At 68.3% G+C, this 12,866-nt stretch carries 11 protein-coding genes; 2 read left to right on the top strand and 9 right to left on the bottom strand.

The window, feature by feature from the left end; all coding sequences use genetic code 11:
- Positions 1-36 precede the first annotated feature (36 nt).
- Genes BCR55_RS06195 through BCR55_RS06210 form a run of 4 tightly spaced genes read right to left on the bottom strand, consistent with a single transcriptional unit; the run spans position 37 to position 4,149 of the window.
- Entirely contained in the window at positions 37-1,752 is a 1,716-nt protein-coding gene (locus tag BCR55_RS06195) for a type IV pilus secretin PilQ (protein WP_065494344.1), read from the bottom strand.
- Positions 1,749-2,606, bottom strand: coding sequence for a hypothetical protein (locus tag BCR55_RS06200; RefSeq protein WP_006411969.1), 858 nt, complete (start codon positions 2,604-2,606; stop codon positions 1,749-1,751). The genes BCR55_RS06195 and BCR55_RS06200 overlap by 4 nt, the downstream gene beginning before the upstream one ends.
- The gene (locus BCR55_RS06205) at positions 2,603-3,229 is read right to left on the bottom strand and encodes a hypothetical protein (RefSeq protein WP_006411967.1); all 627 of its coding nucleotides are present in this window, start codon (positions 3,227-3,229) and stop codon (positions 2,603-2,605) included. Before BCR55_RS06205 ends, BCR55_RS06200 begins: the two co-directional genes overlap by 4 nt.
- Positions 3,226-4,149, bottom strand: coding sequence for a hypothetical protein (locus BCR55_RS06210; protein ID WP_006407008.1), 924 nt, complete (start codon positions 4,147-4,149; stop codon positions 3,226-3,228). The genes BCR55_RS06205 and BCR55_RS06210 overlap by 4 nt, the downstream gene beginning before the upstream one ends.
- A gap of 215 nt (positions 4,150-4,364) precedes the next feature.
- Between BCR55_RS06210 and BCR55_RS06215 the strand changes: the two genes are divergently transcribed.
- Positions 4,365-6,758 (top strand): penicillin-binding protein 1A, encoded by a 2,394-nt coding sequence (locus tag BCR55_RS06215; protein ID WP_059937896.1) that lies wholly within the window; start codon positions 4,365-4,367, stop codon positions 6,756-6,758.
- A gap of 93 nt (positions 6,759-6,851) precedes the next feature.
- Here BCR55_RS06215 and cyaY read toward each other — a convergent pair whose 3' ends face one another.
- Complete coding sequence (gene cyaY / locus BCR55_RS06220; protein ID WP_006400626.1) at positions 6,852-7,178, bottom strand: iron donor protein CyaY; 327 nt, start codon at positions 7,176-7,178, stop codon at positions 6,852-6,854.
- A gap of 36 nt (positions 7,179-7,214) precedes the next feature.
- Here cyaY and BCR55_RS06225 point away from each other — a divergent pair, with 36 nt between their 5' ends.
- Positions 7,215-7,487 (top strand): lipoprotein, encoded by a 273-nt coding sequence (locus tag BCR55_RS06225; protein WP_012212565.1) that lies wholly within the window; start codon positions 7,215-7,217, stop codon positions 7,485-7,487.
- A gap of 45 nt (positions 7,488-7,532) precedes the next feature.
- On the opposite strand, the gene msrQ is transcribed toward BCR55_RS06225, so the two are convergent.
- The 4 genes from msrQ to BCR55_RS06245 all read right to left on the bottom strand — a co-directional run bounded on the left by msrQ (position 7,533) and on the right by BCR55_RS06245 (position 12,818).
- Entirely contained in the window at positions 7,533-8,234 is a 702-nt protein-coding gene (msrQ, locus tag BCR55_RS06230; protein WP_065494345.1) for a protein-methionine-sulfoxide reductase heme-binding subunit MsrQ, read from the bottom strand.
- A gap of 20 nt (positions 8,235-8,254) precedes the next feature.
- On the bottom strand, positions 8,255-9,250 hold the full coding sequence (gene msrP / locus BCR55_RS06235; RefSeq protein ID WP_065494346.1) for a protein-methionine-sulfoxide reductase catalytic subunit MsrP: 996 nt from the start codon (positions 9,248-9,250) through the stop codon (positions 8,255-8,257).
- 156 nt (positions 9,251-9,406) lie between these two features.
- Complete coding sequence (gene ccsB / locus BCR55_RS06240) at positions 9,407-10,597, bottom strand: c-type cytochrome biogenesis protein CcsB (protein WP_006407014.1); 1,191 nt, start codon at positions 10,595-10,597, stop codon at positions 9,407-9,409.
- A 4-nt stretch (positions 10,598-10,601) separates the two neighbouring features.
- Positions 10,602-12,818 carry a cytochrome c biogenesis protein ResB gene (locus tag BCR55_RS06245; RefSeq protein WP_065494347.1) on the bottom strand — a complete coding sequence of 739 codons (2,217 nt, stop codon included), beginning with the start codon at positions 12,816-12,818 and terminating at the stop codon, positions 10,602-10,604.
- Between the last annotated feature and the right edge of the window lie 48 nt (positions 12,819-12,866).

Raw genomic sequence — 12,866 nt, forward strand, 5'->3', positions numbered from 1 at the left:
TTCCTCTGCTTCAATCTTGCTGGTGTGTGGCGCAGCTTACTGGCAAAGCGACTGCCTTGTCGAGCCTGCGCCACCCGCTTCCGGCCCCGATTTCTCGGCATTTTCGTCGGCTGTGCCGGGCGGGCCGCACCCGGCGCTGACGATCGTCGGCGTGATGAATACGACCAGCTCGCTACGCTGCTCGCGCTGCGCGCGATGCCGGAAAAGCGCGCCCAGAACCGGTATTTTGCCCAACAGCGGCACCCGCGTCACATCGTGCCGATGCAGCCGCTCATAGATTCCGCCGATCGCAACCGTGCCGCCGTCGTCGACTTCGACGCGCGTCTGCACGTGTTTCGTATGGATCGCGGGCCCGGCCGCGGTCGGTTCGCCGACGCTGTCCTTCGTCACGTCGAGGTCGAGCACGACGCGCCCGTCCGGCGTGATCTGCGGCTCGACCTCGAGCTTCAGCGTCGCGCGGCGGAACTGCACGCCCGTCACGCCGTTGCCGACCTTTGCCTGATACGGCAGCTCCGCGCCCTGCTCGACGAGCGCCTTCGCGCGATCGGCCGTCACGACGCGCGGGCTCGACACGATCTGGCCGCGCCCCTGCGCCTCCAACGCGCTCAGCTCGACGTCGAGCACGCGGCTGAGCGGCGCGGCGAGCAGCGTGAAGCCGGCCGTCGCCGCATCGAACCCGGCGAGCGGCCGCGCGGCCAGATCGAGCGCCGTGCGTGGGCCGGCCGGGGACGCGGCAGCTTCGGCCGCCGCCGGCTGCCCTTGCGCGCGCAGCGCGAGCCGCGCGCCGAGATGACGCGAAAAGCCCTGCTCGCCCTCGACGATGCGCGCCTCGATGCGCACCTGCCGCGACGGCCGGTCGAGTGCCGCGATCAGATCGGCGATCTGGGCGATGCGCGGCGCAAGATCGGTGACGAACACCAGGTTCGTGCGCGCATCGGCCGCCGCGGCACCGCGCTTCGACAGCAGGCGCTGGCCGGTCGCGCCGGCCAGCAGCCGCTGCACGTCCTGCGCACGCGCGTAGTGCAATTCGAACCGGCGGCTCTCGAGCGGCTCCAGATCGGCGGCACGCGCGTGCGTTTCGAAGCGCTCGCGCTCACGCACCGCCAGTTCGGCGGCCGGCGTCACCCAGACGATGTCGCCGCGCCGGGACATCGCGAGCCCGTGCGTGTCGAGCAGCGTGTCGAATGCATCGCGCCAGCGGACATTGTTCAGACGTAAGGTCACGGTGCCGCGAACCTGCTCGCTCACGACGATGTTCAGGCCCGTGAAGCGTGCGAATGCGTCGAAGGCGGCCGTCAGGTCCGCGCGCTGCAGATTCAGCGAGATGCGGCGCGTATCGTCCGCATCGCCTGCGCGATGCGCGGCTGCGTCGTTCATGCGCGCAGGCGGCGGCAGCGGGATCGGCGGCCCTTCCAGCGCCGGTGCCGGCGCGGCCGGTTGCGCGTGCTGCGCGACGCGGGATGCGTGTTCGAACGGCGGCGGGCTCGCGCCCGGTGAGGCGGCTTCGTGCGTGCGGTCGGATTGGGCGTGCGACGCCGCGCGATCGGCCGCACCGTCGATTGCGTCATCGATCGCGCCGTCCGGCACGCCCGGCGGTAGCGGCGCCTCGCGCGCTTCAGCCATCGTCGAGGCGACCGGCCAGGCCGCAGGCAGCGGCGGCAACCCGGCGTTCGCCGCAGCCGCGCCGAGGCCGACGGCGCCGACTCCGATACCAAACCAGACCACAATGCCGTACCGGTTGAGCTTCGTCACGAGCGGCCTCCGTCTTCGAGTGCGAGCCGCCGCGGGCCGTCCGACGTCGACAGCGTCACGGCGCCCGCATCGACGCGTGCAACGCGCAATGCACCGAGCGCGTCGCCGGCCCGCACGGCCGTGAAGCGGCCATCGCCGTCGTCGAACAGCACCAGCGCCGTGCGCATGTCGCGGATCAGCCCGGCAAGGCGCGGCAACCGCCCGTCGGCCATCGCGAACGCCTCCGCACCGCCGAACGGATCGCCATCCAGCGCAGGCGTTGCCGCGCCGCTGGACGCGATGCCGGGCAACGTCGGAAACACGTCGACCGACATGTCGATCCTCACGCCATCGGGACCGCGTTCGACACGCAGCGTCGCCGGCACCGCGAGCACCGAAAAATCCGCCAGCGCGCCGATTGCGCGCGCGGGCGCCGCCGGTTCGCCGGCTGCGACGAGCCGCACCGTACGGCGACCGTACGCTGCCGCACGGTCGGCCTTCAACGGTTCGATCGATATGACGTGCAGCCCGCGCGATGCAACGAGGTCGGCCAGCTCGAGCATGAGCGCGCCCCACTCGCGCACAGGCGGCGTACGGTCGCCGGCCGCGGCGCCCGGTCTCGCGTTTCGGTTCGGCGCGGCCGTTTCGAGCGCGTGCTCAAGGTCCGCGACACGCGTCCGTGCCGCCTGCAGAAGCGCGCCGCTGCGCGCGAGCCCGCTCCAGTCGGCCGCGTTCGACAGATGAATGCCGCCCGCCAGCACGACGGCGAACGCCAACGCGCAGCCGGCAGCATGCGCAGCGGCCGGCGACATGCGCCGCTTGATACGCGGCCATGCCGCGACGAGCGGGCCGCCTGCGGTCGCGATCGTCGTCATGCGCCGTCTCCCGGCGTCGCGCGCCGCGGCGTCGCATCGCGCCAGCGCACGTGCGCGGAAAACGCGATCGGCGCGCCCGCCGCAACGGGCGCCGCCGCCGACGCCGGTTTCAATGCATCGACGTCGATTCGCGCGTCGCGCTGCTCGCGCGCGACGCTGGCGAGCCAACGCGCACCCGCGCGGTAGCTCGCCGCGCGCACGTCGAGCACGACGCCGGAACGCGTCGCATGCAGCGCGTCGATGCGCACCGTGTCGTCGCGCACGTGCGCGAGTGTCGCGAGTAGCGCGCTCACGCGCCGGTGTGGCTCCGCCAGCTCGACTGCCTGCGCGTCGCGCTGCGTGACGGCGCCTGCCGTACGCGCGGCGCGCTTCGCCGCAGCGGCCTGCGGCTCCAGTTGCCGCAACCGTACGTCGAGACGCAGGCGCTCGGCGTCCATGTCGAGCCGCCGCCATGTGCAGCCGGCTGTCCATAGGCCGACGCCGAGCGCGGCGAGCAGGATCGCCGCACCGCACTGCGCCGCCTGACGCCGCCGCAGCGCACGCGCAACGCGCTCGCGGTACGGCAGCAGGTTGAAGCCGTCGAGCCGAAGCGGGCCGGCCGCACGCAAGCGCTTCGCGATCATTCCCACACCCCGCGCAGCGCAAGCCCGAACGCGACCGCGAACGCCGGCGCGCTCGGCACCCCGGCCGGCGCGATCGGACGCCCGTCCCACCCGGTACAGTCGAACGGCACCGACGTCGCGCCGAGCGCGTCGCCGATATCGGCCAGCGACAGGCCGAAGCGCGCGACACATCGCTCATCGCCGGCTACCAGCACGCAGCCGACCCGCTCCTGCGCACCTGCGCGCAACGCATCGGCCAACGCGCCCGGCATGTCGGCGGCCAGCGCGAGCATCGGCGCGGCGAGCGCGCCGTCGATGCGCCAGCCGCGCACGCCCGCGTCGGAGAACCACAGCGCCGCGTACGGCCCCTGAGCGTCGAGCTCGAACTGCGCCGCGTAGCGCAGCGCGCGCAGTGCGGCGGCCGATTCGCTGTCGACGGCCGTCAGGTCGATCCCCGCTTGCGCGGCGACGTCGATCCGCCGTTCGAGCAACGCCAGCGGTGCGGCCGCGACCGCGATCTCCTGCGCGCACGCGCCGTCGTCGTGCCGCCAGTCGAACGCGATGCTGTCTGGCGCAAGCCCCGAGATGCGCTCGGCAGCCTGCCGCGCCGCATCGGCGATGTCGTCGCGCCCCGCCAGATCGAGCGTGGCCGTGCGCATCTCGTCGTCGCGCAGCGCCATCACGCCGCGCGTGTCGCAGCGCACGCCAGCGCCGGTGAGCCGCGCGACGGCAGCCGACAGCGCGCGCGCGACTGCCGCCCAGCGCGCATCGGCGCCCTCCGGCAGTGCGAGCGGTTCCCGCTCGAGCGCTTCGATCCGCACGTCGGCCACGCGGCCGCGCCGGCTCAGCACCACGATCCTGACCTCGCCCGCGCCGACGTCGATACCCGTCGATCGGTGCCTGCCCGGCACGAAGCGCGCCGCCGCCCATCGTCCTGTCATTCCAGCCTCCCGCGATCGTCGCAGCCCATGCCGCGATCCGAGGCCCGATTCTGGCGAGCAGTGCGCGCCGCCGACAGTCGACCGAACGGCCAATGGCGCACGAGCCGGCCGCCGGGCTATGCTGATCTCGGCACGGTCGCGCGGTTGCCCGGCCGCTTCCCCCGCGCCGGGGCCGCCTCCGGCGGGCAGCTATAATCGCGGGACTGTTTTCCGGTATGCCTATGCAATCCACGTCTCCTACGCCCCCGCCTCCGTCCCCGGAGCCGAAGAAGCGCCCCTGGTGGCAAAAAGCGCTGTTCGGCTTCGCCGCGATGTGCGTGGCGCTCGTCGTGGCCGGCGGCCTCGTGCTCGGCTATGCGCTCGTCGTCGCGTGGCCGAACATGCCGTCGCTCGACGCGCTGACCGACTATCGGCCGAAGGTGCCGCTGCGCATCTATACGTCCGATCACGTGCTGATCGGCGAATTCGGCGAGGAACGCCGCGACATCGTCCATTTCAAGGACGTCCCCGATTCGCTGAAAAAGGCGATCCTCGCGATCGAGGACGCGCGCTTCTACGATCACGGCGGCGTCGACCTCACCGGCATCCTCCGCGCAGGCGTCGTCGCGCTGACGAACGGCCACGCGACACAGGGCGCGAGTACGATCACGATGCAGGTCGCGCGCAACTTCTTCCTGTCGAGCGAGAAGACGTACACGCGCAAGATCTACGAGATGCTGCTCGCGTACCGGATCGAGCGCGCGCTCACGAAAGATCAGATTCTCGAGGTCTATATGAATCAGATCTATCTCGGCCAGCGCGCGTACGGCTTCGCGAGCGCCGCGCGCGTCTATTTCGGCAAGGACCTGAAAGACATCACGCTCGCCGAAGCGGCGATGCTGGCGGGGCTGCCGAAGGCGCCGTCCGCGTACAACCCGGTCGTCAATCCGAAGCGCGCGAAGGTGCGCCAGGAGTACATCCTGCAGCGGATGCTCGAGCTGAACTTCATCACGCGCGAGCAGTACGACGAAGCCGTCGCGCAGCCGCTCGTCGTCAAGGGCGCGGGTCGCGAGTACAGCGTGCATGCCGAATACGTCGCGGAAATGGTGCGTCAGATGATGTATGCGCAATACCGCGAGGAAACCTACACGCGCGGCTTCAACGTCATCACGACGATCGATTCCGCCGATCAGCAGGTTGCGTATACCGCGCTGCGCAAGGGCATCATGGATTACGAGCGGCGCCACGGCTATCGCGGGCCGGAAGGTTTCATCGAGCTGCCTTCGGCCGCGGACGAGCGCGAACAGGCCATCGACGACGCGCTGCTCGAGCACCCGGACAACGGCGAGCTGATCGCGGCCGTCGTCACGGCCGCGAGCCCGCGCCAGATCACCGTCGCGTTCATCGACGGCAGCAGCGCGACGATCGAAGGCGAGAACCTGCGCTTCGCGGCCGGCGCACTGTCGGCGAACGCGCAGCCGAACCGTCGCATTCGTCCGGGCGCAATCGTTCGCGTCGTGAAAAACGACGCGGGCAAATGGTCGATCACGCAGTTGCCGCAGGTCGAAGGCGCGTTCATCTCGATCGTGCCGCAGGACGGCGCGATCCGCTCGCTGGTCGGCGGCTTCGACTACAACAAGAACAAGTTCAACCACGTGACGCAGGCGTGGCGGCAACCCGGTTCGTCGTTCAAGCCGTTCATCTACTCGGCATCGCTCGACAAGGGGCTCGGGCCGGCCACGGTCATCAACGACGGGCCGCTCTATTTCAGCGCGGCCGAAACCGGCGGCCAGCCGTGGGAACCGAAGAACTACGGCGGCGGCTTCGAAGGGCCGATGTCGATGCGCACCGCGCTGCAGCGCTCGCGCAACCTCGTGTCGATCCGGATCCTCAATCACATCGGCACGAAGTATGCGCAGCAGTACATCACGCGGTTCGGCTTCGACGCCGATCGCCATCCGGCCTATCTGCCGATGGCGCTCGGCGCCGGCCTCGTCACGCCGCTGCAGATGGCCGGCGCGTATTCGGTGTTCGCGAACGGCGGCTATCGCGTGAACCCGTATCTGATCGCGGAAGTCACCGATCCGAACGGTGCGATCGTCGCGCGTGCACAACCGCTCATCGCAGAGCAGAATGCGCCGCGCGCGATCGATGCGCGCAACGCGTACGTGATGAACAGCCTGTTGCAGAGCGTCGCGCAGCGCGGCACCGGCGCGAAGACCAACGTGCTCAAGCGCACCGATCTCGCGGGCAAGACCGGCACGACCAACGATTCGCACGATGCGTGGTTCGCCGGCTATCAGCACACGCTCGCCGCGATCGCATGGATCGGCTACGACAATCCGCGCAGCCTCGGCGATCGCGAAACCGGCGGCGGCCTCGCGCTGCCGGTGTGGATCGACTACATGGGTGCGGCGCTCAAGGGCGTGCCCGACTTCAAGCCGATGATGCCCGACGGCGTCGAATCGCTCGGCGGCGAGCTGTATTTCACCGACTTCACGCCCGGCCACGGCTTCGTGTCGACGGTCGGTGTGCCGCAGGCGCCCGCATCGCAAGAGGTCGACGATGCCGTGCCGCATGTCGACGAGCAGGAAAAGCAGGACATCATGAACCTGTTCCGCGGCCACTGATCGGCGGCCCCGGCATGAGAAAAGCGCCCCGCGGGGCGCTTTTTTCTTATCCGGCGATGCACGCACGCACCGGCGGCGCCGGCGCCTACCGCGTCACGCGGTGAACGTGATCGGCAGCCCGGCCTGCTGCGTCGCGTACTCGCTCAGCGCGGCGAAGAATTCGGTGCCGGTGCGCGTATCGCGCCATGCGCCGTCGACGTAGCGATAGTGGAAACCACCCGCCTTTGCGGCGATCCACACTTCCTTCATCGGCGGCTGCAGATTCACGATGATCTTCGAGCCGTTCTCGAAGGTGAGCGTCAGAACGCTGCCGTTGCGTTCCAGATCGATGTCGTGATCGCCGTCGTTCGCGGCGTCGACGGTACGCTCGACGGCCGCCAGCACGGCCTCGGCACGGGTCAGGTATTCGGTATCGGACATGCTAAACTCTATCGGTTCAATTGTTCAGGGACGATCATGCGAGTCGTTTTCCGGATGAGCGCGATTGTAGCGGCTTTGGCGATTCTTGCCGGCTGCGGCCAACGCGGCCCGCTCTATCTGCCTACCGTGCCGCCGCTGCCGCAGAAGCCGATCCAGCAGCAAGACACGCCGCCGTCGGACGTCGCACCGACCGACGAAAACGCGTCCGACACGCCCGACTCGTCCGGCACACCGCTGACGCTGTCGCCGGAGCTGTCCGACGGCACCGCGAAAGCGCCCGCCGCCGCTTCGGGCACGTCCGTGCAATAAAAGCGTCTGCGCGGCGCGCTCGCTACAGAAGGCGATGACGTTCCGTCATCGCCTTTCGTCTTTCTGCGCATCGCGCGCCGCATGCAAGCGCCGCACGGCCCACGCAATCAGCCGCCAGCCGAGCAGCGCCGCGACGATCGCCGCATAGAGTTTCGGCTGCGCGAGATCGTGCTTGCCGGCCCGCATCCACCAGAAGTGCAGCACCGCGCACGCAGCGATCGCATAAATCGCACGGTGCAGCGTCGCCCAGTGCCGGCCGAGCCGGCGCACCATCGCGCGCGGCGACGTCGCCGCAAGCGGGATCAGCAGCACGAACGCGGCGAAGCCGACCGTGATGAACGGCCGCTTGCCGACGTCCTTCAGAATCGCCGCCACATCGAACCACTTGTCGAACCACAAGTAGGTGGCGAAGTGCAGCGTCGCGTAGAAGAACGCGAACAGGCCGATCATCCGGCGAAAGCGCAGCAGCGCAGTCACGCCCGTCACGCGCCGCAGCGGCGTGATCGCGAGCGTCACGCAGAGCATCACGAGCGTCCACAGGCCCGTCGAGCGCGTGACGAATTCGATCGGATTCGCGCCGAGGCGGTCCGTCATCCCGAACAGCACGAGCCGCGCAAGCGGATAAAGGCCTGCCGCGAAAACCAGTACCTTGGCCGCAGCGAGCCAGCGCGGCACGGCCGTACGCGCGGCGCCGGACGCCACGCGCGAGCGCGCGGTATGCGAAGACGAAAGAGGTGTCGGCGTCATGTCCTGTCGCACCCGTGCACTCAGAAGTTCTTCTTCAGGTCCATGCCCTGATACATCGACGCGACAAGATCGCCGTAGCCGTTGAACATCAGCGTCTTGCGCTTCGGCGTGAAAAAGCCGTCTTCGCCGATACGACGCTCGGTCGCCTGACTCCAGCGCGGATGGTCGACGTCCGGATTGACGTTCGAATAGAACCCGTATTCGTTCGGCGCGTACGTGTTCCAGCTCGTCTTCGGCTGCTTGTCGACGAAGCGGATCTTCACGAGCGATTTCGCGCTCTTGAAGCCGTACTTCCACGGCACGACGACGCGCACCGGCGCGCCGTTCTGGTTCGGCAGCACCTGGCCGTAGACGCCCATCGTCAGCAGCGTCAGCGGATGCATCGCCTCGTCCATCCGCAGCCCTTCCGAGTACGGCCAGTCGAGCACCGGCGTCGACAGCCCCGGCATCTGCGACGGATCGGCAAGCGTGACGAACTGCACATATTTCGCGTTGCCGGTCGGCTGCACGCGCTTGATCAGCTCCGACAGCGGCACGCCGATCCACGGAATCACCATCGACCATCCTTCGACGCAGCGCAGCCGGTACACGCGCTCCTCGAGCGGCGCGAGCTTCAGCAGCTCGTCGATGTCGAACACCTTCGGATGCAGCACGTCGCCCTCGACGCTCACGCGCCACGGACGCGGCCGTAGCGTGCCGGCGTTCTGCGCGGGATCGCCCTTGTCGGTGCCGAATTCGTAGAAGTTGTTGTAGGAGGTGATGTCCTTGAACGGCGTGACCTTGTCGGCCGCGACGAACTTCGCGTTCGTTTTCGCCGCGAGCTTGGCCGCACGCGCGTCGGGCGACGCGTACGCGGCGAACGCCGCGCCGCTGCCGCCGAGCAGCCCGCCCGCCGCCGCGGCGCCGGCGGCCTGCAGCACGCGCCGGCGATGCTCGAACAGCGCGCGCGGCGTGATCTCGCTGCGCGCGATATCGTCGCCCGTCAGCAGGTGACGGAAAGAACGTTTGATCCACATCGTGCTGCTCCTTTGCGCGCGCTGGCGCACGCCTCATCCGCATTCGACCGGCGCCGCCGGGCGCCGTTCTGCACGCGCTGCGCGCGCGCATTACAAAAGAAAACCGCCGGGCACGCGGTGCGCCGGCGGTCTTTTGTCTGACGAGCGTCGAAACCCTTACAGCTTGCCGTAGCTATGCAGCCCGGACAGGAACATGTTGACGCCGAGGAACGCGAACGTCGTCACGAGCAGGCCCGTGAGCGCCCACCACGCAGCCACCGCGCCGCGCAGCCCCTTCATCAACCGCATGTGCAGCCACGCCGCGTAGTTCAGCCACACGATCAGCGCCCAGGTTTCTTTCGGATCCCAGCTCCAGTAGCCGCCCCAGGCTTCGGCCGCCCACAGCGCGCCGAGGATCGTCGCGATCGTGAAGAACGCGAAGCCGACCGCGATCGACTTGTACATCACGTCGTCGAGCACCTCGAGCGTCGGCAGACGATCGGCGAGCACGCCGCGCTCCTTCATCAGATAGGCGACCGACACCATGGCCGACAGCGCGAAGCTGCCATAGCCGATGAAGTTCGCCGGCACGTGGATCTTCATCCACCAGCTCTGCAGCGCCGGCACCAGCGGCTGGATCTGCTGCGCATCGCGCGCGACCGAGTACCACATCAGGAAGCCGACCGCCGCGCTGATGACCAGCAGCACGAACGCACCGAGCGCACGCGTGCCGTAGTGGCCTTCGTAATAGAGATAGAGCAGCGCGGTGATCAGGCTGAACAGCACGAATACTTCGTACAGGTTCGACACGGGGATATGTCCGACGTCGGCGCCGATCAGGTAGGACTCGTACCAGCGCACCATCAGGCCCGTGAAGCCCATCAGCACCGCGACCCACGTAAGCTTCTGGCCGATCGCCGACCCCGACGCCGAGCGCGCGAGCAGGCCGATCCAGTAGAACAGCGTCGCGAGCACGAACAGCGCGCTCATCCACAGGATCGCCGACTGGCTCGACAGGAAGTACTTGAGGAAGAACGCTGAATCGGCGCGCGCGAGATCGCCCTGATAAATCTGGATCGACAGCAGCGACAGCACGGCGATCGACGCCATCATCAGCCGCGCCGGCTTCCACCGCCAGCCGAGCGCGACGAGCGCCGGCACGGTGCCGATCAGCACGGCCTTGTCGTAGTAATCCATGTGCGCGTTGTAGTGCACGAGCGCATAGCCCGCGCCCACGACAAGCGCCAGCGCGAACAGCCAGTCGAGCGGCGACAGGCGCGCGAGGAACGGACGGTCGTCGAACGACGCGGCCGGAGCCGGCGCCTTGGCCGGCGCCGGACGGGAAGAGGAGACTTGAGTGAGATCCATGATGTTACCGGGTGGAATTCTCGGAATCGGAATCGCCGCCGACGGGCGGACGCGCGGCTGAAGCGGCACCGGCCGGCGCGGCATCGCGCGGTGCGGCGTGCAACGCGGCGCCCGCCGCATCGCGCGTCTGCACGAATTCTTTCTCGAAATCGAAGGTCTTGCGGGCCGTGGACATCGCCATCACCACGTCGACGCCGGAGCCGGCGTCCTTCAGCCAGAACCACAGACGCCGCTCGCGCACATAGAACATCGCGAAGATGCCGGCGACCAACAGCAGGCTGCCAAGATACACCAGATTCTTGCCGGGTGCGCGCGTCAGCTGAAATACCGAAGCTTGCACCTGCTTGAAGGAGTCGAGCTGCAGATAGACGGGCGCGCCATACAAAAAGCTGTCGGACAGCGCGTTGAGCGCGTTCTGCACGAAGCGGAGCGTGTCGTTGCCCTGCTGCGCGGCCGGCTCGCCGGCGCGCTCGCGCGCGATCTGCCAGACCTCCCACATCGAGCCTTCGAGCATGCGCAGCATCAGGTTCGCGGCCTTCTCCTGCTCGGCCTTCGGCACCGAACGGTCGATGAACGTCGCGACGGCCTGGAAGCCGCCGATCGGCTGGCCGTCCGCGCCGCGGCCGACGCTGTCGTCGCTCGCCGCGAAAAGGGTCAGCACCTTCTGCGCGCTGTCCTGCAGGCGCGCGCGCAGCGGCGCGTCCGTGCCCGGCAGCGAACGCTGCGCGAAGCGCGCGGCCGCTTCCGCGCGCACGGCCGGATCCTCGAGCGCCGCGCGCAGACGCATCCATTCGCCGATCGAATCCTGGCTGTCGGCCGGAATGCGCATGTAGCGGAACGGATCGTTCGGGCTCGAGCGCACGCCCGCGAGGAACACGCGCTCGCCGCTCATGTCGACGGGCAGCATGTAGTTGTTGAATTCGCGCGCCTGACCGTCCTTGCCGCGGATCTTGTACTGCACCGACGGCCCGATGTTGTGGAGCTGCATCGGCTTCGACGTCTTCGCGCCCGAGCCGAGCCGCTCGTCGAACGCCTCCTTCAGCGATGCGGTCTTCGCGACGCCGCGCACGTCCGGCTTGCCGTTCGCGTCCGCCATGTTCTCGACGTTGATCGCGCGGAAATCGGCGAACTCGATCGTGTCGCCGTCGACGCCGGGCATCTGCAGCGGCGTCGAGCTGCCGATCGTGCCCTGCACCGCGAACGGCTTCGCGCTGCCGCCCGTCATCGGATAGGCCGTCATCTGCATCTGCGAGCCGCCGTCCTGGAAGCTCGACTGATAGATCGACACGCCCTTGTACGTGAACGGCTTGTTGACCTCCACGCGCGCCGGAATCTTGCGGCCCGTCTCGCGATCGATCACGACGATGTCGCTCGCGAACAGCTTCGGCATGCCGGTCGAGTAGTAGTCGACGATGAACTTGTTCAGCTGGATCGAGAACGGCAGATCCTGGATCAGCGAGCCGCTCGGCTGGTTCAGGATCGCGGTCGACACGAACTGGCCCTCGGGCACCCAGGCGTAGCCGCGGAACGTCGGGTTCGATGCGGACAGCCGGTGATCGGCCGAAATCTCGCTGATCGTCGCGCTCGTGTTGACGGGGCTCTTGCCGAACATCCACATCTGGAATTTGATGGGCAGATTGCTGTCGAGCAAGCCGCCGATACAGATCACGACGATCGCGAGGTGCGCGGAGATGTAGCCCCACTTCGTCATCGCGCCGCGCTTCGCGGAGATCAGCGTCGCGCCGTCGGTTTCGCGCACGACGTGCTTGTAGCCGGCCTTCGCGACGAACGCGGCGAGCGCCGCCGCCGCGGCCGCACGCGTGCCGCTCGCCGAATACTCGGCCTTGTGATGGAACGCACGCAGGCTGCCTTCACGGACCTTGTCCTTCCAGCTTTTCGCGTCGGCGAGCATCTTCGGCGCATTGCGGATCACGCACAGCGAGATCGACACGACGAGGAAGATCAGGATCAGCATGAACCACCATGCGCTGTACACGTTGTACAGGCCGAGCGCGCGGAAGATGTCGGCCCAGAACGGGCCGAACTGGTTCACGTAGTTCGGATAAGGATCGTCCTGGGTGAGGACGGTGCCGATGATGCTCGCGATCGACAGCACGACCAGCAGCGCGATCGCGAAGCGCATCGAGCTGAGCAGCTCGACCGCGCGTTTCGACGCACCATGACCCGACTTCGACTGCAACCCCGACGTGGTAACGCTCATTCAAACTCCGACTGACAACAAAAAAGGGCAAGGCGGCCGCAACGACGC

Source organism: Burkholderia sp. CCA53, assembly GCF_001685525.1.
In the GTDB taxonomy this organism is placed as follows: Bacteria; Pseudomonadota; Gammaproteobacteria; order Burkholderiales; family Burkholderiaceae; genus Burkholderia; species Burkholderia multivorans.

Bases quoted from the DNA above. Each gene is read 5' to 3' on its own strand.
- msrP (WP_065494346.1), bottom strand. From the start codon at position 9,250: ATGTGGATCAAACGTTCTTTCCGTCACCTGCTGACGGGCGACGATATC.
- cyaY (WP_006400626.1), bottom strand. From the start codon at position 7,178: ATGTCCGATACCGAATACCTGACCCGTGCCGAGGCCGTGCTGGCGGCC.
- BCR55_RS06245 (WP_065494347.1), bottom strand. From the start codon at position 12,818: ATGAGCGTTACCACGTCGGGGTTGCAGTCGAAGTCGGGTCATGGTGCG.
- msrQ (WP_065494345.1), bottom strand. From the start codon at position 8,234: ATGACGCCGACACCTCTTTCGTCTTCGCATACCGCGCGCTCGCGCGTG.
- ccsB (WP_006407014.1), bottom strand. From the start codon at position 10,597: ATGGATCTCACTCAAGTCTCCTCTTCCCGTCCGGCGCCGGCCAAGGCG.
- BCR55_RS06200 (WP_006411969.1), bottom strand. From the start codon at position 2,606: ATGACGACGATCGCGACCGCAGGCGGCCCGCTCGTCGCGGCATGGCCG.
- BCR55_RS06210 (WP_006407008.1), bottom strand. From the start codon at position 4,149: ATGACAGGACGATGGGCGGCGGCGCGCTTCGTGCCGGGCAGGCACCGA.
- BCR55_RS06225 (WP_012212565.1), top strand. From the start codon at position 7,215: ATGCGAGTCGTTTTCCGGATGAGCGCGATTGTAGCGGCTTTGGCGATT.
- BCR55_RS06205 (WP_006411967.1), bottom strand. From the start codon at position 3,229: ATGATCGCGAAGCGCTTGCGTGCGGCCGGCCCGCTTCGGCTCGACGGC.
- BCR55_RS06215 (WP_059937896.1), top strand. From the start codon at position 4,365: ATGCCTATGCAATCCACGTCTCCTACGCCCCCGCCTCCGTCCCCGGAG.